The organism is Streptomyces sp. SCSIO 30461 (assembly GCF_037023745.1).
Lineage (GTDB): Bacteria > Actinomycetota > Actinomycetes > Streptomycetales > Streptomycetaceae > Streptomyces.
The window spans coordinates 559033-579426 of record NZ_CP146101.1; the positions used below are offsets into that span (position 1 = coordinate 559033).

A 20394-nucleotide genomic window follows, 5' to 3' on the forward strand; every position below is an offset into this window, starting at 1 on the left:
CCGGTCATGGGGCGGTCACCGTCCGGCTGCCCCGGGAGTCCGCGGGGCCGTGCGACACCTCCTGCCAGACCTGGTGGAAGGTGAAACGCGCCGCCTCGACCTCATGCCGCTGGTCGGCGTGCAGCACCCCGAGGGCGTAGGCGGTCGCCGGTGCGATTCGGGGGGTACGGGCGGCGGCTGCCGCGGCGGCCGCCGCCTCGGCCGCGTCCCGGTGCCGGTCGAGCGCGCGTGCGGCGACGGTCAGCAGCGGGTCCGCGCCGGAGGCCGGCACCAAGGCCCTGACCTCTTGTGCGTACCGGTGCAGCCGCAGCAGCACCCGGACCTGGTGCCAGGGGGCGTCCTGGACCTCTTCGGCAGGGACCTTCGCCAGGCCGTGCACCAGTGCTTCGGCGTTGTACGGGTGGGCGGCCCGTGTCAGCGGCAGTATGGCCACGGCGTCCAGCAGCTTCCGCTCCGTGGCATCCGCGTGTGGGTCGAGAGTCTCGGCCGGTGCGGCGGCGGCGCCGGAGAGCGGGACCTCGGACGCGAGCAGCGCCACCGCGTCGGCGACCGCGTGGAACCGCGAAGAGCCCAGCGCCTGCAAGGCCGCGGAGTGGGCGCGGGTCCGGCTCAGGGTGAGCTGCCGCTCCAGCAGCGCTCCGGCTCGTGCGGCACCGACGGTGAGCGCTCCGCGCGCTCCGGTGCCTCCCCTGTGCGCCCCCACTCCGTGACCTGCCACTCCCTGAGCCTCCGCAGCCCGGGCTTCCGCCCCCTGGGCTCCGGTCCCAGCGGCCCCCGCGCCGCTGGGGTCCTGCTCCGCACGGGTGGGGTGCGGTACCCCGCCCGCACCGGGCCCCGTCGCGCCGGACAGGCGCGACAGGGCGTCGAGCAGCCGGGCGAGCCTGGACGTGCAGGCGTGCTCCTGGGCGAGCATCCCGGACAGCCAGGCCAGCTCCGTCCGCAACTGGTCGGCCCAGGCGGGCTCGACCAGCGCCCGGTAGGTGTGCAGCGCCCCGCAGATGCGGCGGGAGGTGCGGCGCAGCGCCCGGGCGGCCTGCTCCGCGCCCTCCGCGTCGGCACCGCTCTCGCGATGGGACCGCAGACTGCGCAGGAAACCCCCGGCCTGCGCGTGCAGATATCCCGCCAGGACCTGGTCGGCGCCGGTCCCCCGCGGCACCAGGGGAAGGTCAGGGCTGTGCACGCCGGCGCCTCCGCGCGTCGATGAGCGATTCCTGTACGTTCCGCAGCGGATGGCCGTCCGCGTCCGTGGAGTGCCGGGTCCAGTCTCCGTCCGGGCCGAGGTGCCAGGACGAGGTGGTCTCGGACATGCCGGTCTCCAGCAGCCGGTTCAGCGCCGCGCGGTGAGCCGGGTCGGTGACCCGGACGAGTGCCTCGATACGGCGGTCGAGGTTGCGGTGCATCATGTCGGCGCTGCCTATCCACACCTCGGGTTCGCCGCCGTTGCCGAAGGCGAAGACCCTGGAGTGTTCGAGGAACCGTCCGAGGATCGAGCGGACCCGGATGTTGTCCGACATGCCCGGGACACCGGGGCGTACCGCGCAGATGCCGCGCACCCAGATGTCCACCGGGACTCCGGCCTGCGAGGCGCGGTAGAGGGCGTCGATGATCGCCTCGTCCACCATGGAGTTGACCTTGATCCGCACGTACGCGGGACGGCCGGCCTTGTGGTGGGCGGTCTCCTTGTTGATCCGCGAGACCAGTCCGTCGCGCAATGACCTCGGCGCGACCAGCAGCCTGCGATAGGTCTCCCGGCGCGAGTAGCCGGACAGCCGGTTGAAGAGGTCCGACAGATCCGCGCCGACCTGCGGGTCGGCCGTGAGCAGCCCGAGGTCCTCGTAGAGGCGGGCGGTCTTCGGGTGGTAGTTGCCGGTGCCGACGTGCGAGTAGCGGCGCAGGATCTCGCCTTCCTGGCGGACCACCAGCGACAGCTTGCAGTGGGTCTTCAGGCCGACCAGGCCGTACACGACATGGCAGCCGGACTCCTCCAGCTTGCGCGCCCACTTGATGTTGGCCTGCTCGTCGAAGCGGGCCTTGATCTCGACCAGGACCAGCACCTGCTTGCCCGACTCGGCGGCGTCGATCAGGGCGTCGACTATGGGTGAGTCACCCGAGGTCCGGTAAAGCGTCTGCTTGATCGCGAGGACGTCAGGGTCGGCCGCGGCCTGCTCCAGGAAGGCCTGCACGGAGGTCGAGAACGAGTCGTACGGGTGGTGCAGCAGCACGTCGCGCTCGCGCAGCGCCGCGAAGATGTCGGGCGCCGATGCCGACTCGACCTCGGCGAGGTCGCGGTGGGTGCCCGCGACGAACTTCGGGTACTTCAGCTCGGGCCGGTCCTGCGATGCGATGCCGAACAGGCCGGTGAGATCGAGCGGCCCCGGCAGCGGATAGACCTCCGACTCGGAGATCTTCAGCTCGCGCACCAGCAGGTCGAGCACGTACGGGTCGATCGATTCCTCGACCTCGAGGCGCACCGGCGGGCCGAAGCGACGCCGCATGAGCTCCTTCTCCAGGGCCTGGAGCAGGTTCTCGGCGTCGTCCTCCTCCACCTCCAGGTCCTCGTTCCTGGTCACCCGGAACATGTGGTGCGCCAGCACCTCCATACCGGGGAACAGCTCCTCCAGGTGCGCCGCGATCACGTCCTCCAGCGGGACGTAGCGCTGCGGGGACGCTTCCAGGAAGCGCGACAGCAGCGGCGGTACCTTGACCCGGGCGAAGTGGCGGTGGCCGCTGACCGGGTTGCGTACGACGACGGCCAGGTTGAGCGAGAGCCCCGAGATGTAGGGGAAGGGGTGGGCCGGGTCGACCGCCAGTGGGGTGAGCACCGGGAAGATCTGCTGGCGGAACAGGGTGAACAGCCGGGCCTGCTCCTTGTCGGTGAGTTCGGGCCAGCGGATCAGATGGATGCCCTCGTCGGCCAGGGCCGGGGCGATGTCCTGCTGGTAGCAGGCGGCGTGCCGGGCCATGAGCTCACGGGAGCGGTTCCAGATCAGCTCCAGCACCTCGCGGGGCTGGAGACCGGAGGCGGAGCGGGTCGCGACACCGGTCGCGATACGCCGCTTCAGCCCTGCGACCCGGACCATGAAGAACTCGTCCAGGTTCGAGGCGAAGATCGCGAGGAAGTTGACCCGCTCCAGCAGCGGGGTCGACGGGTCCTCGGCGAGCTCCAGCACCCGTTCGTTGAACGCGAGCCAACTGCGCTCCCGGTCCAGGAACCGGCCCTGGGGCAGCTCGTCGCCCTCCTCGCCGATGTCCGCTTCGTAGGCGTCGGCGTCGGCGTCGATATCGGGCTCCAGGTCGGAGACCACGGCGGCGACGGTGTGCGGGCGGTGTGCGGCGATGGAACCGACGGACGGTTGTATGTGCTGGACCGGCACCTCGGCGGGCTGCTTGCTCATGAACCCATTCTTCCGCGCGGGAGGGCTACCAAGCGCGTTGGAACGAGCGGTGGAGGCTGCATTCACCGAGCGTCGCAAGGGTGCCTGAATGCCCGGTAACGAGAACATGACGGCTGGGTACTCCATGGTGCCCCGTTCGGGTCGGCTCCCGGGCCCACGGCCCACCGCCGCGTGGGCCGGGGTGTCGCGAGAGGCCTCAGGCGTGGCGGCGCCGCAGCACCCGGAACGCCGCGAAGGCCACCGCGGCGGCGAGTGGCGGCGCCGCAGCACCCGGAACGCCGCGAAGGCCACCGCGGCGGCGAGTGCCGGCGCCAGCCCCGTCTCGACGAGCTGGATCGGCCAGAAGTGGGACGGCGGGTGGTGGAGCATGTGGTCCGTGACCCCGCCACGGTCCGCCACGCACTGCGACATCTGCTCGTCGGACCCGCCATGACCGGCGCAGTCCTCCCGGGGCACCCGCTCGTCGAGGAGTAGCAGTTCCTCCCGTTTGCCGAGTGCGAGGGCGAGTGCGACGCGGGTGCGACGCGGGTGCGCTGACCACCCGAGAGGCTGCGTATCCGGGTATCAGGGGCGAGTTCGCCACCGTCCACGATCCGCCGGGCCGCCTGGTCGTCCCAGCGGCCGGGGTTGAGCTCGCGGCCCATGCGTAGCGTCTCGTCCACGGTGAGCTGGGGGAACAGCGGCTTGTCTGCCGAGTCCGGTCGCCGTGATGGCCGAGTGGTCGGTCATATCCCTTCGTCGCCCTGGTCCTGTGCGGTGAAGTGCTCGTCGAGTACGGCGCCGAAGAGCGCGGCCACGTCGTCCCGGCCGAGGCCCTCGGCACGGGCGCGCACCGCCCAGTCGGCGAGTTCGCCGCGGAGCGGGGAGTCGGCACCGGCGGTGCCGAGGCTCTTGCGTACGAAGGTGCCGAGGCCGCGCCTGGCCTCGACCAGGCCCTCGCGCTCCAGCTCGCGGTACGCCTTGAGCACGGTGTTCGGGTTGATCGCCGTGGCTTCCACCACTTCGCGGGCGGTCGGCAGCCGGTCGCCGGTCTCCAGCAGACCGAGGCGCAGAGCCTGCTTGGTCTGCTGGACGATCTGCACATAGGTGGCGATGCCACTGCGCCGGTCGAGCCGGTACTCGATCATGGCAAAACCCTTTCACTAATTAAGTAGTGAAAGGGTGTTGCAAAGAAAGGGGCGATGTCAACCGCCCCCTTCGCTCCGTGCGCTATATGCGGATTGTGACCGGTTCAGGTCTCCGACCGGTACATCAGATCCACCTCGTGGGTGGCGAACCCGAGCCGTTCGTACACCCGCAGTGCGGCCGTGTTGTCCGCGTCGACGTACAGCATCGCTGCGGGCAGCCCCTCGGCTGCGAGATGGCGCAGCCCGATCGCGGTGAGTGCCTTGCCGAGCCCGGAGCCCTGCGCGTCGGGGCGCAGTCCGACCACGTACACCTCGCCGAGCTGCTCCTCGGCGTGCACCTTCGTCCAGTGGAAGCCGACGATCTCGCCGTCGCGTTCGGCGAGGAAGAAGCCCTTGGGGTCGAACCAGGGCTCTTCCTTGCGGTCGTCCAGATCACGCTGGGTCAGCGAGCCCTGCTCGGGGTGGTGGGCGAAGGCCGCCGCGTTGACCGCGAGCCAAGCCGCGTCGTCCTGTCCGGGGATGAACGTGCGAATCGTTACACCATCGGGCAGATCGGGCTCGGGGATGTCCAGGGGGCCCAACGGCCGACGCAGCTGACGCAGTTCGCGGAACAGCGTGAGGCCGAGCACCTGGGCCAGGTGCCGGGCGGCGGACTTGCCGCCGTGCGCCCAGACCCGCAGCCGCTTGCCCGACGCCGCGAGCAGGGTGTTGCCCAGGGCCCGCCCGTGCCCTCTGCCCCGATGGTTGGGGTGGACGACCATCTCGGCCGCCGGCGCCTCCACCGGATCGGTGTCCTCAAGCTGGGCATAACCGCGCAGATCGCCGGCGACGGTCAGCAGGAAGTGCCGCACACCGTCTCGGCGTCCGTGGCGCAGCTGGAGCCGTCCCTGCTCGGAGACGGCCTGCATACCGTCGGCGTAAGCGGCCACGGAGAGCAGGGTGAGCACGTCGTCGGCCTGCTCCGGGGTGAGTTCGTCCAGTGACTGGATCTGCCTGCCGGGCTCTAGAGCGGGGGCTGCATCTGTCATACATCGAGGGTACGGCGCCGGGCCGCAGCCGATCGGAAACCAGGTCGTAACCCTTTACCCCTGTTGCGCTACGCGCGTTGACAATAGGCTGCCCGGCTGAGGGCGGCTGTCGTCCCGTTGAACCACGCTGAACTGACAAGGGGACAGATGTCAGCGACACCTAACCGGAAGCGCGGACGCATACTCGCCGTCGTCGCCGGACTGACCACCATCGGCGCTCTGGCCGCCGCCATGCCCGCGGGCGCCGCCGAGGACCGCGGCCACGGACACGGACACGGGTACGGCAAGGGCCGCACCGTGGACGTGCAGCTGCTGTCCTTCAACGACCTGCACGGCAACCTCCAGCCGCCGTCCGGCTCATCCGGTCGTGTCACGCACACCAACGAGGACGGCACCACCAAGACCATCGACGCGGGTGGCGTCGAGTACCTCGCCACGCACCTGCGCGAGGCCCGCAAGGGCAACAAGTACTCGATCACGGCCGCCGCGGGCGACATGGTCGGTGCTTCGCCGCTGATGTCCGGCCTGTTCCACGACGAGCCCACCATCGAGGCGCTCAACAAGCTGGACCTCGACGTCACCTCGGTGGGCAACCACGAGTTCGACGAGGGCTACAAGGAGCTGAAGCGGCTCCAGTACGGCGGCTGCCACGCCACCGAAGGCTGCTACGAGAAGAACGCCAAGGGCAAGCCGAAGTACTTCTGGGGTGCCGACTTCCCGTACCTGGCCGCCAACGTGACCAAGGAGAAGTCGGGCCGTCCGATCCTGGACCCGTACTTCGTCTGGGAGAAGAACGGGGTGAAGATCGGTTTCATCGGCGTCACCCTGGAAGGCACTCCCGGCATCGTCTCCGCTGAGGGCATCAAGGGCCTGAAGTTCTCCGACGAGGTCGAGACGATCAACAAGTACACCAGGATCCTGGAGCGCCAGGGCGTCAAGTCCATCGTCGCGCTGCTGCACGAGGGCGGGGCGCCGGCCTCCTCCTCGTACAACTACAACTGCGACAGCCCGGGCCCCGGCAACGGCATCTCCGGTCCGATCGTGGACATCGCCAAGAACGTCAGCCCGCAGGTCGACGCCATGATCACGGGTCACACCCACCAGGCGTACGCGTGCACCATCCCGGACCCGTCCGGCAACCCGCGCATGGTCACATCGGCCGCCTCCTTCGGTCGGCTGTACACGGACACCACGCTGACGTACGACCGCCGCACCCGCGACATCGTGCGTACCACGGTCGCCTCCGCCAACCACGTCGTCACCCGTGACGTCGCCAAGGCCGAGGACATGACGCAGCTGATCGACCGCTGGAACGCGCTGGCCGCGCCGATCGCGAACCGTTCCGTCGGCTACATCTCCGGTGACATCGACAACCCCGCCGACAGCGTCGAGAAGCCGCTCGGCAACCTGATCACGGACGCCCAGCTGGAGAACATGGCCCCGGCCGACAAGGGCGGCGCCCAGATTGCGCTGATGAACCCGGGCGGTATCCGCGCGCCCTTCGTCTTCAAGGCGAGCGGCAGCGAGGGCGACGGAGTCGTGACGTACGGCGAGGCCTTCACCGTCCAGCCGTTCACCAACATGATGACCGCGGTCGACCTGACCGGTGCCCAGCTGATCACCGCGCTCCAGCAGCAGGTCAGCGGCTCCAACCAGGCCGCTCCGAAGATCCTCCAGGTCTCCAGGGGCTTCACCTACACCCTGGACATGACCAAGACCGGCGCCGACCGGATCGTGGTGGACTCGGTGAAGCTGAACGGCGAGGCGATCGACCCCGCGAAGACCTACCGGGTCGCGATGAACGAGTTCCTCTCCGGCGGCGGCGACGGCTTCGCCGTCCTGAAGGAGCACAAGAACAAGCTGGTGGGTGGGTCCGACCTGGACGCCCTCATCGCCTACTTCGCCGCGCACTCCAGCGCGAGCGCCCCGATCGCGGCCCCGGCCACCGGCCGGATCACCGTCATCAAGTAACACCCGCGTGGCGTGAGGGGCGGCAGACCGCTGGTCTGCCGCCCTTCGGCGTACGCACGGGTCGTCCCCGCGGCCGTTCCGGTCCGGTCCCGTCCCTGCCTCGTACCCGGACCGTTCACGCCGGATGGTCCGCTGCCGGATCGCTCAGGTGGCTGTCTCGTTCACGTACCTGGTTTCCTCGCACCCAGCCCCTTTCATGACATGCACATGTCTGGAATCATCCCGTGGGCCGACCGCGCCCCCACATCGCGGCGGCTCACCTGTGATGAGGAGGCGGCACATGTCACTGACCAGACGTGGTTTCCTCGCGGGCGCGGGCGTCGCGTCCGCCACCGCCCTGGTAGGGGCGTCACCGGCAGCCGCCGCCGGGCGTTCCGGGCCGCGGGTGCTCGGCACCCGGGACTGGATGAGCGGCCTCGACGGCAGCCGGGCGCTGGCGACCCTCACCATCCCGGGTACGCATGACTCCGGCGCCCGTTTCGGGGGGCCGTGGCCGGAATGCCAGAACACCACCATCGCCCGGCAACTCGAAGCCGGTATCCGCTTCCTCGACATACGCTGCCGGGCCATCGACGGCTCCTTCGCCATCCACCACGGCTCGTTCTTCCAGAACATGATGTTCGGCGACGTCCTCGTCGCCTGCCGCGCCTTCCTGGCCGCGCACCCCGGCGAGACCGTGCTCATGCGGGTGAAGCAGGAGTACTCGGGGGAGAGCGACGCCGTCTTCCGCGCCATCTTCGACAACTACCTGGACGTGCGGGGCTGGCGCTCGCTCTTCAGGATCGGCGACAGCCTGCCCGCACTCGGCGAGGCGCGCGGCAAGGTGGTCCTCATCGCCGACCAGGGCGGGCTGCCCGGACTGAAGTGGTGGGACGGAAACGCCTTCGACATCCAGGACGCTTACAACGACCTGCCATGGGACAAGTACCCCAAGGTCGAGGCGCATCTGCGCAAGGCCGTCGCGCAGCCGGGCAAGCTGTACATCGACTTCGTGAGCACGTCGGCCTATCTGCCGCCCCGCTGGAACTCCGACGACCTCAACCCCCGGGTGCACCGCTTCCTGGACGGCACGGCCGGTAGCTGGAAAGGCCTCGGGATCGTGCCGATGGACTACCCGAACACCCGCGCCGGGCTGGTCGAATCGCTCATCCGGCACAACTGACGGCCGGACGGCGACCCGAGTCAGACCGCTGAGACCGCCGAGTGCTGCTTCCGGTCCTGGACGAGGAGCCCCAGCGGCACCTCGTCCAGGAGTTCGCCCATGGCCCGGGCCGAGGAACGCAGACCAAAGCCCAGTCAGCTGCACAGGGTCAGGACGGCACCGAGGCGGGCGGCGGAGTCGGGGCACCGGGCAGCCGGATCTCGGCGACCGTCCCGCCGCCCTCCGCCGGGCGCAGCGCCACCTCGCCGCCCGCCTGCCGCACCGTGCGGGCCACGATCGACAGACCGAGGCCGGAGCCAGGCAGCGCACGTGCGGACGGGGAGCGCCAGAACCGTTCGAAGACGTGCGGCAGTTCATCGGGAGGCACTCCCGGACCGTGGTCGCGCACGGTCAGCGCACCCCGGTCGAGCAGCACTTCGATCCGCCCGCGAGGCGGGGAGAACTTCACCGCGTTGTCCAGCACATTGACCAGTGCGCGTTCCAACGTGGCCGGGTCGGCTCGCACGTACCAGGGGCGCAGCTCGGCCTCGATCGTCAGCTCGGGGCCGCGCAACCGGGCCCGCTCCAGGGCCGTGCGCGCGATCTCGTGCAGCCCGACCACCTGGATCGCGCCCGGTGCCGCGCTGTCCGGCCTGGACAGCTCCTGGAGATCACCGATCAGTACCGCGAGCTCGCTCATCTGCGCCTTCACAGATGCCAGCAGGGCCGCCCGGTCGTCGGGCGGCAGCGCGCGGCCGGTCTGCTCACTACGGGCCAGCAGATCGATGTTGGTCCGCAGCGAGGTCAGCGGCGTGCGCAGTTCATGCCCCGCGTCGGCGATCAGCTGCTGCTGGCGGTCGCGGGACGTGGCCAGCGCGGAGGTCATCTGGTTGAAGGAGCGGGACAGGCGGGCGATCTCGTCCTCGCCCTCGACGGGGATGCGCACGGTCAGGTCCTCGGTGCGGGCTACATGCTCCACCGCCTCGGTCAGCCGGTCCACCGGCTTGAGCCCGGTCCTGGCGACCCAGAGTCCGGCGGCACCTGCGGCGAGCACACCGACTCCCGCGAGCACGGCCAGCACCAGGGCCAGGCGGTCGAGCGACCCGTCGATCTCATCGAGGGGGCGTGCGACGGACACGGTGACCGTCTGCTTGCCGAAGCCCGGCAGCTTTATCTGCGTGGTGTGCACCCGTACCTCGGCCCCGCTGTCGGTGGTGCTGCCGTGCAGGGCGTCCAACGCGGTGCCCCGGGCCACATCGAGGTCCTCGGGCCTCACCTTCACCGGCTGGGAGTCCTGGGCGACACAGCGGGAGCCGTCGGCACCGATGACCTGCACATACGCGAAGGCCCTGCCTGTGCCCCCGGTCGAGTCCTGCCCGGCCCGGCATGCGGCGAGGGCCTGGTCGACCGTTCTGATCGGAGCGCTGGTGTTGCGCAGCGAGGTGTCCAGTTCCTGACGCAGCTGCGCTCGGGTGAGCAACCAGCTGGTCACGGCCACCGCGGCGACTGCCATGGCGACCGCGGTCGCCGTCAGGAGGGCCAGCCGTGACCGCAGTGGCAGCGCCTGGAACCGGCGGATCACTCCGGAGATCCTTCCCGTAGCGTGTAGCCGACCCCGCGCACCGTCTGGACCAGCCGCGGCTCGCCGCCGGCCTCGGTCTTGCGGCGCAGGTACATCACGTACACATCCAGTGAGTTGGAGCTCGGCTCGAAGTCGAAGCCCCAGACGGACTTGAGGATCTGCTCCCGGGTGAGCACCTGGCGGGGATGCGTGAGGAACAGCTCCAGCAGCGAGAACTCGGTGCGGGTGAGCTCGACCCGGCGCTCGCCCCGGGTGACCTCGCGGGTCGTCGGGTCCATCCGCAGGTCGGCGAAGGTCAGCGTGCCGCCGTCCTTGTCGGGTGCGCTGCCGGCCACCGCGGAGTACGCGCTGCGCCGTAGCAGCGCCCTGATCCGGGCGAGCAGTTCGTCCAGCTCGAAGGGTTTCACCAGGTAGTCGTCGGCCCCGGCGTCGAGTCCGGTGACCCGGTCGCCGACGGTGTCCCGGGCCGTGAGCATCAGGATCGGCAGCGTCGACCCCGAGGCGCGGATACGGCGGGCGGCCGTGAGGCCGTCCATGCGCGGCATCTGCACATCGAGCACGACCAGGTCGGGCGCGTACGACAACACCTTGGCGAGGGCGTCAGTACCGTCGACGGCGACCTCGGTGGTGTAACCCTCGAACGCCAGGCTGCGCTGGAGCGCCTCGCGTACGGCGGGCTCGTCGTCGACGATGAGGATGCGGTCGCCGTGTTCGTCTGTGCCCGGTGCTGTCGTCATGCAGTCAGCGTCGCACGACCTCAGAAGGAGGACCCGGACGACCCGTCCCGGAGGCTGCCCAGGTCGGCCTTGACGGTGTCGACCGGGATGGCGAAGCCGAGGCCGACGCTGCCCGCGCTTGAACTGTCCGCGGCGGTGGGCGAGTACATGGCCGAGTTGATCCCGATGATCTCGCCGTTCATGTCGATCAGGGCGCCGCCGGAGTTGCCGGGGTTGAGGGAGGCGTCGGTCTGGATCGCCTTGTAGGTGGTCTTGGAGTCACCGGTGTCCCCGTTGAACTGCCGCCCACCGAACTCGAAGGGCCAGCCCTGGCGGGGGTCCTGCTGCCGCCCGCGGTTCTCGTTGCCGTCGTCCTTGGCCACGGTGACATCGCGGTTGAGAGCCGAGACGATGCCGCTCGTCACGGTGCCGGTGAGGCCCTCGGGGGAACCGATCGCCACGACCTCGTCGCCCACCTTGACGCTGTCGGATTCACCGAGTGCGGCCGGCGTGAGGCCTTCGGCGTCCCGCAGTTTGATCAGGGCCAGGTCCTTGTCCGGGTCGGTGCCGACGACATCGGCGGTACCGGTGCTGCCGTCGCTGAGGGTCACCTTGACGGTCTCGGCTCCGGAGACGACGTGGTTGTTGGTGATGATCTCCCCGTCCTTGGTGATGATCACGCCGGACCCGGTGGACTGGCCAGCGGAGGTGGCCGCGCCGATCTCCACGATGCTCGGCGACACGGCGGCGGCGACCCCGGCGACGGTGCCCTTGCTGCTCTGGGCGACCGTCGTCCCGTTCACCGAACTCTGCGCGGCCGTCGCGGTGCCGTGTCCGGTGTACCGGTCCACGAGCGTCGCGGCCCCGCCGCCGACCGCCGCCGCCACGATCGCGACAGTGGCGATCAGCGCGACGGGCCGCTTGGCCCGCGCGCGGTGCCGCGGCTCCGGCTGCCCGGGTGTGACCTCGGGCGCGTACGGGGGCGGCGCGGGGTGGCCCGCTTCCCCGAAGCCCGCGTACGGGTACTGGTCCGTGCTGCTGTCGCTGCTGCGGTGGTAGTCGGTCATGGTGTGAGTCTCGGATCACGAGATGAGAGGTCCCTGAGACCTCCCTGAGAACCGGACCAGAACCGTGTCAGCCCGGCATAAAGCTCTCCGGAGTGCCCGGCGGGGCCTTCGAGGAACCGGTACGGACGGGACAGCCCGCAGCAACGGCAGGAGCGGCGGACGATCAGGAGTAGCCGCAGGAGCGGTGGACCCTCAGGAGCAACCGCAGGAGTGGCGGACGATCAGCGCGGACGGGAACTGCTTCACCCGCTCCCGCCTCGAACCCATGACCCGCAACCCGTCATCCAGCACCAGGTCCACCGCCGCGCGCGCCATCGCCGGTCGGTCCGATGCGATCGTGGTCAGCGGCGGGTCCGTCAGCGCCGCTTCCTTCACGTCGTCGAAGCCCGCCACCGCCAGCTCACCCGGTACGTCGATCCGCAGCTCGCGCGCCGCGCGCAGCACGCCGATCGCCTGGTCGTCGGTGGCACAGAAGATCGCGGGGGGCCTTTCCGGCCCGGACAACAGCTTGAGGGCCACCAAGTAGGCGTCGTAGCGGTTGTAGGGGGCCTGGAACAGCCGGCCGTCCGTGGGCCGCCCGGACTCCAGCATGGCGCGGCGCCAGCCTTCGACGTGGTCGGCGACCGGGTCGCCCACCGCCGGGGTGTTGTCGATACCGCCGAGACAGGCGACGTATTCGTGGCCGTGTTCCAGCAGATGCCGGGTCGCGAGCTGGGCGCCGCCGATGTCGTCCGTCACGACGGCGACGTCGTCGATCGCCTCGGGGCGCTCGTGCAGCAGCACGACGCGGGCGTCCCACGCCTCGATCTCCGCCGCGGCGCGCTCGCTCATGCCCTGGCTGACCAGGATCAGCCCGGCCACCCGCATACCGAGGAAGGCCCGCAGATAGTGGACCTCGCGCTCGTCCCGGTAGTCGGAGTTGCCGACGAGGACCATCTTTCCGCGGTCCGCCGCCGCCCTCTCCACCGCGTGCGCCATCTCCGCGAAGAAAGGCTGGCGGGCGTCGGGGACGATCATGCCTATGAGGTCGGTGCGCCGTGAAGCCATCGCCTGGGCAACCCGGTCGGGCCGGTAGCCCAGCTCCTTGATCGCGGCGAGTACCCGCTCGCGCGTGGCCGGGGCGACCGGCCTGGGTCCGTTGTTGATGACATAACTGACGACAGCGGTGGACGTACCCGCCAGTCGTGCGACGTCATCCCTCGTCACCTTGGCCACGCGCGAAGTCTACGCGTGGTGACTCACCTCTGGGCAGGGCTTACGGCTGCTTCCTGTTCTTCGGTTCGGCCCTCCGCACGCGTGGTCGAAGCAGGCGTCTTCGCCTTGGCTTCTTCGGCCGCACGTTCGACCTTCTCGGGGGCGACGAAGCGGTAGCCCACGTTCCGGACGGTGCCGATCAGCGACTCGTGCTCGGGACCGAGCTTGGCGCGCAGCCGCCGCACATGCACGTCGACCGTGCGCGTACCGCCGAAGTAGTCGTAGCCCCACACCTCCTGAAGGAGCTGGGCCCGGGTGAAGACCCGGCCGGGGTGCTGCGCCAGGTACTTCAGCAGCTCGAACTCCTTGAAGGTCAGGTCCAGCACCCTGCCCTTCAGCTTGGCGCTGTACGTGGCCTCGTCCACGGACAGGTCGCCGTTGCGGATCTCCATCGGGGAGTCGTCCGCGGTGATCTGCTGGCGGCCCATCGCCAGCCGGAGCCTGGCCTCCACTTCCGCCGGGCCGGCGGTGTCGAGCAGTACGTCGTCGATGCCCCAGTCGGCGGTGACGGCTGCGAGACCGCCCTCGGTGACGACCAGGAGCAGCGGGCAGCCGGGCCCGGTGGAGCGCAGCAGCTGGCAGAGGCTGCGGACCTGCGGGAGGTCGCGGCGGCCGTCGACCAGGATCACGTCGGCGCCGGGCGTGTCGACCAGGGCCGGGCCCTCGGCCGGGGCGACCCGCACATTGTGGAGCAGCAGGCCGAGTGCCGGGAGCACCTCGGTCGACGGCTGGAGTGCGTTGGTGAGGAGCAGGAGAGAGCTCATCGGGCCCCACCTGCCAGGCTCGGATGGTGGTTCGTCCTGCGGCTGCGGTGCGTCGTGCGACATTCGCGCGTGCTGCGACTGTCGCCGTCGTGCGCGGTTGGCTCGCCCATCACGTCGGTTTCTCCTCGTCCCCGCGTCCTAGGGGTCTGCGATTTCCTCGTTCACCTGTCTGTAACAACGGACTGGAAACACAAAAGGACCCGGGGGCTGCATTGCCCGGATCCTCTGCCCAGCAGAATAGACCACATGGGTTCCGCGTCAGAGGCTCGATTTCACTATGTGGATGTTCCTTCGGTCACTGATGGCCTCCGGCACGCCACTTCGGGGACAACCTTGACCACGATTTTGCGTACCGCCGACGGTGTGGGCGTCGAGGCCCGTTACGAACCGCGCACGGCCACGTCACCGGGTGATGCGACCGATACCGCGATTGTGCTCGCCCACGGCTTCACCGGCTCGGCGGACCGGCCCGCGGTGCGCCGGGCCGCCGCCGTCTTCGCCCGTTACGCGGCGGTGGTCACCTTCTCCTTCCGTGGCCATGGACGCTCGGGTGGGCGTTCCACGGTCGGCGACCGCGAGGTGCTCGACCTCGCGGCGGCGGTGGCCTGGGCGCGGTCGCTGGGGCACAGCAGGGTGGTGACGGTGGGGTTCTCGATGGGTGGTTCCGTGGTGCTGCGGCACGCGGCGCTCTTCCGCGCAGACGAGCAGACCCGCGGCGCGCACACGGACGCGGTCGTCGCCGTCAGCGCCCCGGCCCGCTGGTACTACCGGGGTACTGCCCCGATGCGCAGACTCCACTGGCTGGTCAGCCGGCCCGTCGGCCGACTCGTGGGCCGCTACGGCTTCGGGACCCGTATCCACCACGCGGAATGGGACCCCGTGCCGCTCTCCCCGGTCGAAGCCGTCCCGCTGATCGCGCCGACCCCGCTCCTGGTGGTGCACGGCGACCGGGACCCGTACTTCCCGCTGGACCATCCGCGCATGCTCGCCGCGGCGGGTCCGTGCGTGCTGTGGCTTGAGCCCGGCATGGGACATGCCGAGAACGCGGCGGACGACGAGCTGCTGGGGCGTATCGGGGACTGGCTCGTCCGCGCATGGACCATGATGGATACCCGATGACGAGAGTGACCGGTGTGAGCCGGGAGCATCGGGAGTGACAGGAGTGAGGAGCGTCTGATGGCAGCGGGGACCATCCGCTACTGGGCCGCGGCCAAGGCGGCCGCAGGTGTGGCCGAGGAGCCCTACGCCGCGGAGACCCTCGCCGAGGCGCTGGAAGCCGCGCGCGAGAGGCACCCGGGCGAGCTCGTCCGGGTACTGCTGCGCTGCTCGTTCCTCGTGGACGGCGATCCCGTCGGGACGCGTGGACATGAGACGGTACGGCTTGCCGAGGGCGGCACGGTCGAGGTGCTCCCGCCGTTCGCAGGAGGATGAACCGCACAGCATGAGCAGCGATCACCAGCAGCCTTACGACTCGTACGGGGCGAACGAGCCGTACGACCCCCAGGGCACCCAGACCTGGGAGGGCCGGACCCGGGACACCCAGTACCAGCCGCAGCAGCCGCTCGGCACGCCCGCGGCATCCGCCCCGCTCCCGCAGCAGTCGCAGCACGAGCACGCGGCGATGCCGGCCGCCCAGGCCGCGCATCCGCTGCCGCCCGAGGCACCGCTTCCCGGTACGGGCGACGGCACCGGGTACGGCGCGTCCTCCCCCCTCGGCACCGCCAGGATCACCGACGCCCAGCGTGCCCGCGCCGAGGGGCGTTCACCGATCATCCCGCCGGGCATCCAGCCCGCGGGCCTGACCGCCGTCGCCGGTCTGCTGCTGGCCGCCGCCGCTGCCACCGGGTCCTCGTACACGGTCCTCGTACCGCTCGTCCTGCTGCAGGCCGTCACAGCGGCCGGCTGGTTCCGGCTGAACGGCATGTGGCCTGCACGCCAGGGCATCGCGCTGGCCTTCGCGGGCGGTCTGGTCGCTGACGTGGCGATGCTCGCTGCGGGCCGTGGCAGTGCTCCCGCCGCGATCCTCGGCACTCTCGGCGTCTGGGTGCTGCTCACGCTGATACTCCAGCTGCGCAGCCACGCCGCCCCCGACGAGCGGATGTACGGGTTGATGGCCACCGTCGCCTCGTCCGCTTTGACGATCCTGGCGGCCGGATTTCTCGCCGCCGGCACCGATGCCGTGCTCGTCGGCGGTCTCGCGGTCGCCGCCGCGACCGTCTGCCGCGCACTGCCGCTGCCCGGTGGCCCCGGCACCGGTGTCGTCTCGCTCGCCGTGGCGTCGCTCGCCGCCGCCGGGGCCGGCGCGCTCGGTGGCGCGGTCGCCGGGCTCGACGTGCTGCCCGCGACGCTGCTGGGTGCCGGGGCCGGTCTCTGTTCCCTTGTGGGCCTGCGGGTGGCGAGTTACGACTACCCGTCCCGCTTCGTGCACATGACTGCGGGGGTCGCGCTGCCGCTCACCGCCGCGGCGCCGATCGTGTATCTGCTCGGCCGGGTGCTGGTGCCCTGAGGGCTGTCCGGCAGCCCGGGACGCCACAGCCCGGTAGCCCGAGCTCTCATGGAGACCCAGAGATCTCTCGGACCTCAGAGATCTCTGGGACCTCAGGGGTCCCAGAGGCCGCCGGGACCGCAGAAGGCCGCGGCGGTCGCCGGGGCCGCAGAGGGAACTATTCCGCCGCGCCCGCACGTCGGGCATGAGGGCGTGTTGCGAAAGTAGCTCCGTCCGCCCGCAGGGCGGGGCCTGCGGCGTCTGGTGCGTGCGATCGCAAGGCGGAGGATCATCCTCGTACTGGACGTACTTGGATGACTCCGGCAACGCAGCGAGCGTGCGTGCCAGGCGTCGCGGGTCAGGAGGGACTTTCGCAACACGCCCTAGGGCCGGTCCGGTCCCGGTCCGGCCAGACACGGGTGGGGGAACGACACGACATGCGCGCGCTGCGAACACTTCTGATCACGGCTCTGGTCCTTGGTGGGCTCTTCACCCTGGCCGACCGGCTCGCGGTCGGCTACGCGGAGAGCGAGGTCGCGGCCAAGATCAGAAACAGCCAGGGGCTGAGCGCGGACCCCGATGTGTCCATCAACGGCTTCCCTTTCCTGACCCAGGTCGTGAGCTCCGAACTCGATGACGTCTCTGTCAGCGTTGGCGGCGTGACGGCCAGGGCCGGCGGCCATGACGTCCAGGTGACCGAGGTCGCCGCCGAGCTGAGCGGTGTCCGCCTCAATGGTCTGAGCTCGGCCGTCGCGGACCGCGCCACCGGCTCGGCCCGTATCTCATACGCCGACCTCGCCAAGTCGGCGCCCGAGGGCGCGACGGTCTCCTACGCCGGTGCCGAGCGTGCCGCCAAGGGGCAGGTCAAAATCTCGGGACCGGCCTTGGACCTGCTGGAAAGCACCGGAGTCGATGTCCCGGGCTTCGCCGATGGCCTGCTGAAGGGCCGCACCATCACGGCGTACAGCACTGTCTCGATCGCCGGTGGCGACACGGTCAGACTGCGCGCCGCCGACCTCCCCGGGCTGCCGGTGCCCGGCCTCGACGGCATGCTGCGGGAAGCCGTCGACTACGACCTGAAGATCGACGGGATGCCGAAGACGGTCAAGCTGGACAAGGCTCTGGCCGACGAGCAGGGGCTGCGTTTCTCGGGTGTGGGCACGGGTGTGCGGCTGGCCGGCTGAGCCTCCCGCACGGCACCCGGCTCAAGCCGGTGCCCTTCGGCCGGAGGCAGTCCAGGAGTCGATGATCGGATTGTGAGACAGAGTCGTCCGATCCGTAGATGCTTGAAGCGATCGGGGGGCCCGGCGCCCCCGCGAGGTGGGCGCGGAGCCGAAGATCATTCCGGTATGTGGACGATCGTGTCTCACGATACGACACGCCGGTGACATGGCCGCCTCGTGCTCCCTACGATCGACACCATGCAGCGAATTTCGAGCGGTCTCCTTTCCCGGGGACAGGCGGATCTCACGAAGCGGCGGGCAGTAGACCTGTGTCGCGTCGCCGCCATGCTCTGTCGCTCCTTCTGAGCGGGAGCCCTGCTTCCGCATCCCGGCCCTGTGGCGCCCATTCCGTCAGGGCCATCCGTGTGCCGCACGCCTTCTCGGCGTACCCGCAGGCACACATCGCGCATCGCCCGCGCACCACTCGCCGCACACTGCCCCGGAGGAGAACAGCATGAGCCGCAGCGACGTCCTGGTAGACGCCGACTGGGTCGAGGCACACCTGGACGACCCGAAGGTCGTGCTTGTCGAGGTCGACGAGGACACCTCGGCGTACGACAAGAACCACATCAAGAACGCCGTCCGGATCGACTGGAAGAAGGACCTCCAGGACCCCGTCCGCCGTGACTTCGTCGATCAGGCCGGCTTCGAGGAGCTGCTGTCGAAGAAGGGCATCTCGAACGACGACACGGTCGTCCTCTACGGCGGCAACAACAACTGGTTCGCCTCCTACGCCTACTGGTACTTCAAGCTCTACGGCCACCAGGACGTCCGCCTCCTCGACGGCGGCCGCAAGAAGTGGGAGCTCGACTCCCGCGATCTGGTGGACGGAGCGGACGTTCCGCAGCGGGCCGCCACCGACTACAAGGCCAAGGCCCAGGACGTGTCCATCCGGGCCTTCCGCGATGACGTGGTGGCCGCCATCGGCAACCAGAACCTGGTCGACGTGCGTTCGCCCGACGAGTTCAGCGGCAAGCTGCTGGCCCCGGCGCACCTCCCGCAGGAGCAGTCGCAGCGTCCCGGCCATGTGCCGAGCGCCCGCAACATCCCGTGGTCCAAGAACGCCAACGACGACGGCACCTTCAAGTCGGACGACGAGCTCAAGGCCCTCTATGCCGACGAGCAGGTCGACCTGGCCACCGACACCATCGCCTACTGCCGTATCGGTGAGCGTTCCGCGCTGACCTGGTTCGTGCTGCACGAGCTGCTCGGCGTCGAGAACGTCAAGAACTACGACGGCTCGTGGACCGAGTACGGCTCCCTCGTCGGCGTGCCGATCGAGCTCGGCGCGAACAAGTAAGCCCTGGCCCCAGGGATCTCCCCGACCCCCGTCTTTCCCCGCTTACCCCCGACGTAAGGACAGAACAGCATGTGTGGAGCGCAGGTCGGCGGCCCCGACGCCTCGACGATCAAGCCCGGTGAGACCACCATCCAGGGCCAGGTGACTCGCGACGGCGAGCCCGTCACCGGCTATGTGCGGCTGCTGGACTCGACCGGCGAGTTCACCGCCGAGGTCCCGACCTCGGCGACCGGACAGTTCCGCTTCTACGCGGCCGAGGGCACCTGGACCGTCCGTGCCCTCGTCCCGGGCGGCACGGCGGACCGTACGGTCGTCGCCCAGACCGGTGGCCTCGCCGAGGTGGCCATCGCGGTCTGACGTCTTGCCCGTCCTGCCGTCGAACATCCGACGGCACGGCGAGAACGGGCCGGAGGGCCGCACCCCAGGGTTGGACGCCACTGGATGGGGTGCGGCCCTCCGGCATGTCCGCCGCATGTGCGGAGCGCGGGGGCGGACGTACGCTGGAATCATGTACGCGCGGCGCCGTCACGCCTACTTCCTGATGATGGGCGGATGCCTCGTCCTCTTCGTATCCGCCGCTTTCGTACGCCTCTGGTCAGTGCCCGTCGCCGTCGGCATGTGCGCGGTGGCCATGGTGATCCCGCCGCTCGCGGCGGTGGTCGCCAATCGGCGCGGTCCTGATGACCGCTGGTGGGACGCCCCTTCGGGGGACCCGCAGTCCGACGAGTGGTGGGACGAGCTGGACGGCAAGCGCAAGCCGGGTTCGGGCCCACGTCAGTAGCCGGGCCCGGCCGGTGCCCCGGCAGGTCTTTGCGGCCGTATCTCAAGAGACGAGTGCCTACGGGACAGCTCTCAGTAGACGAGCGCCTGGACGCCGTCCCCCAAGGCCTCGCTCACGAAAACCTGCGCACCGGCGATCCGTACGCCCTCGATCACGTCCTTCTCGGTGATCTCCCGCCGGGCCGCGCACTGGGTGCACAGCGTGATCCCACCCGCCGCCAGGATCGAATCGATCAGATCCGGCAGCGGCGCGGCATGCGGCAGCTCGAACTCGGCGGCCCCCCCGGGCAGCGCGAACCACGAGGACTCACCGGTCAGCCAGAGTGAGACCTCCACCCCGCTGGCCACGGCGACGGCCGCGACTGTGAAGGCCTGAGAACAGCGCTCGGGGGCGTCGGCCCCGGCGGTCACCTTGATCACGAGCTTCTTCGCCATATGCCGAACTGTAATGCGCACTCCTACAACCTTGGCCGAGGGGCATGGGTCGTTTGATTGAGCGCGGACAACGACCTTTCTTTGCGCGCGGAACCGATCGACCATGACCATGGGGGGACCTTCCTT

At 70.0% G+C, this 20394-nt stretch carries 21 protein-coding genes; 11 read left to right on the plus strand and 10 right to left on the minus strand.

Features of this window, described 5'->3' with window-relative positions; all coding sequences use genetic code 11:
* Window positions 1-4: 4 nt before the first annotated feature.
* Window positions 5-1180 (minus strand): CHAD domain-containing protein, encoded by a 1176-nt coding sequence (locus V1460_RS02650; RefSeq protein WP_338671880.1) that lies wholly within the window; start codon window positions 1178-1180, stop codon window positions 5-7.
* Window positions 1167-3395, minus strand: a complete 2229-nt coding sequence (locus tag V1460_RS02655; RefSeq protein ID WP_338677863.1) for an RNA degradosome polyphosphate kinase — start codon at window positions 3393-3395, stop codon at window positions 1167-1169. The genes V1460_RS02650 and V1460_RS02655 overlap by 14 nt, the downstream gene beginning before the upstream one ends.
* Window positions 3396-3597: 202 nt before the next feature.
* On the opposite strand from V1460_RS02655, the gene V1460_RS02660 reads away from it, so the two are divergent.
* A complete protein-coding gene (locus V1460_RS02660) occupies window positions 3598-3828 on the plus strand; it encodes a hypothetical protein (protein ID WP_338678375.1) in 231 nt (76 codons plus the stop codon).
* 292 nt (window positions 3829-4120) lie between these two features.
* On the opposite strand, the gene V1460_RS02670 is transcribed toward V1460_RS02660, so the two are convergent.
* Both V1460_RS02670 and mshD read right to left on the minus strand, forming a co-directional pair.
* Entirely contained in the window at window positions 4121-4522 is a 402-nt protein-coding gene (locus V1460_RS02670) for a GntR family transcriptional regulator (RefSeq protein WP_338671882.1), read from the minus strand.
* Window positions 4523-4626: 104 nt separating this feature from the next.
* A complete protein-coding gene (gene mshD, locus V1460_RS02675) occupies window positions 4627-5550 on the minus strand; it encodes a mycothiol synthase (RefSeq protein ID WP_338671884.1) in 924 nt (307 codons plus the stop codon).
* 147 nt (window positions 5551-5697) lie between these two features.
* On the opposite strand from mshD, the gene V1460_RS02680 reads away from it, so the two are divergent.
* Window positions 5698-7521, plus strand: a complete 1824-nt coding sequence (locus V1460_RS02680) for a bifunctional metallophosphatase/5'-nucleotidase (RefSeq protein WP_338671885.1) — start codon at window positions 5698-5700, stop codon at window positions 7519-7521.
* Window positions 7522-7801: 280 nt separating this feature from the next.
* Window positions 7802-8683: a phosphatidylinositol-specific phospholipase C gene (locus V1460_RS02685; protein ID WP_338671887.1), complete on the plus strand. Its 882-nt coding sequence runs from the start codon at window positions 7802-7804 to the stop codon at window positions 8681-8683.
* Between the two features lie 148 nt (window positions 8684-8831).
* Here the strand turns inward: V1460_RS02685 and V1460_RS02690 are convergent, their stop codons facing one another.
* The 5 genes from V1460_RS02690 to V1460_RS02710 form a co-directional block, all read right to left on the minus strand.
* Window positions 8832-10253, minus strand: a complete 1422-nt coding sequence (locus tag V1460_RS02690) for a HAMP domain-containing sensor histidine kinase (RefSeq protein WP_338677864.1) — start codon at window positions 10251-10253, stop codon at window positions 8832-8834.
* Window positions 10241-10981, minus strand: coding sequence for a response regulator transcription factor (locus V1460_RS02695; RefSeq protein WP_338671888.1), 741 nt, complete (start codon window positions 10979-10981; stop codon window positions 10241-10243). Before V1460_RS02695 ends, V1460_RS02690 begins: the two co-directional genes overlap by 13 nt.
* A gap of 20 nt (window positions 10982-11001) precedes the next feature.
* Window positions 11002-12027, minus strand: coding sequence for a trypsin-like peptidase domain-containing protein (locus tag V1460_RS02700; RefSeq protein ID WP_338671889.1), 1026 nt, complete (start codon window positions 12025-12027; stop codon window positions 11002-11004).
* A gap of 192 nt (window positions 12028-12219) precedes the next feature.
* Entirely contained in the window at window positions 12220-13242 is a 1023-nt protein-coding gene (locus tag V1460_RS02705) for a LacI family DNA-binding transcriptional regulator (RefSeq protein ID WP_338671890.1), read from the minus strand.
* Window positions 13243-13265: 23 nt separating this feature from the next.
* Complete coding sequence (locus tag V1460_RS02710; protein WP_338671891.1) at window positions 13266-14045, minus strand: response regulator transcription factor; 780 nt, start codon at window positions 14043-14045, stop codon at window positions 13266-13268.
* A gap of 246 nt (window positions 14046-14291) precedes the next feature.
* Between V1460_RS02710 and V1460_RS02715 the strand changes: the two genes are divergently transcribed.
* From V1460_RS02715 to V1460_RS02745, 8 genes are all read left to right on the plus strand, one after another.
* Window positions 14292-15164 (plus strand): alpha/beta hydrolase, encoded by an 873-nt coding sequence (locus V1460_RS02715; RefSeq protein WP_407077385.1) that lies wholly within the window; start codon window positions 14292-14294, stop codon window positions 15162-15164.
* A 57-nt stretch (window positions 15165-15221) separates the two neighbouring features.
* Window positions 15222-15476 carry a MoaD/ThiS family protein gene (locus V1460_RS02720; RefSeq protein ID WP_338671892.1) on the plus strand — a complete coding sequence of 85 codons (255 nt, stop codon included), beginning with the start codon at window positions 15222-15224 and terminating at the stop codon, window positions 15474-15476.
* Complete coding sequence (locus V1460_RS02725; RefSeq protein ID WP_407077386.1) at window positions 15406-16551, plus strand: hypothetical protein; 1146 nt, start codon at window positions 15406-15408, stop codon at window positions 16549-16551. Before V1460_RS02720 ends, V1460_RS02725 begins: the two co-directional genes overlap by 71 nt.
* 416 nt (window positions 16552-16967) lie before the next feature.
* Window positions 16968-17714, plus strand: coding sequence for a DUF2993 domain-containing protein (locus V1460_RS02730; RefSeq protein WP_338671894.1), 747 nt, complete (start codon window positions 16968-16970; stop codon window positions 17712-17714).
* A gap of 237 nt (window positions 17715-17951) precedes the next feature.
* Window positions 17952-18059, plus strand: a complete 108-nt coding sequence (locus V1460_RS36210; RefSeq protein ID WP_407077387.1) for a putative leader peptide — start codon at window positions 17952-17954, stop codon at window positions 18057-18059.
* A gap of 148 nt (window positions 18060-18207) precedes the next feature.
* On the plus strand, window positions 18208-19053 hold the full coding sequence (locus V1460_RS02735) for a sulfurtransferase (protein WP_338671896.1): 846 nt from the start codon (window positions 18208-18210) through the stop codon (window positions 19051-19053).
* Window positions 19054-19122: 69 nt separating this feature from the next.
* Window positions 19123-19410, plus strand: coding sequence for a DUF1416 domain-containing protein (locus V1460_RS02740; RefSeq protein ID WP_338671897.1), 288 nt, complete (start codon window positions 19123-19125; stop codon window positions 19408-19410).
* 115 nt (window positions 19411-19525) lie between these two features.
* Complete coding sequence (locus V1460_RS02745; protein ID WP_407077388.1) at window positions 19526-19834, plus strand: DUF3099 domain-containing protein; 309 nt, start codon at window positions 19526-19528, stop codon at window positions 19832-19834.
* 71 nt (window positions 19835-19905) lie between these two features.
* On the opposite strand, the gene V1460_RS02750 is transcribed toward V1460_RS02745, so the two are convergent.
* Entirely contained in the window at window positions 19906-20268 is a 363-nt protein-coding gene (locus tag V1460_RS02750) for a DsrE family protein (RefSeq protein WP_338671900.1), read from the minus strand.
* Window positions 20269-20394: the final 126 nt, after the last annotated feature.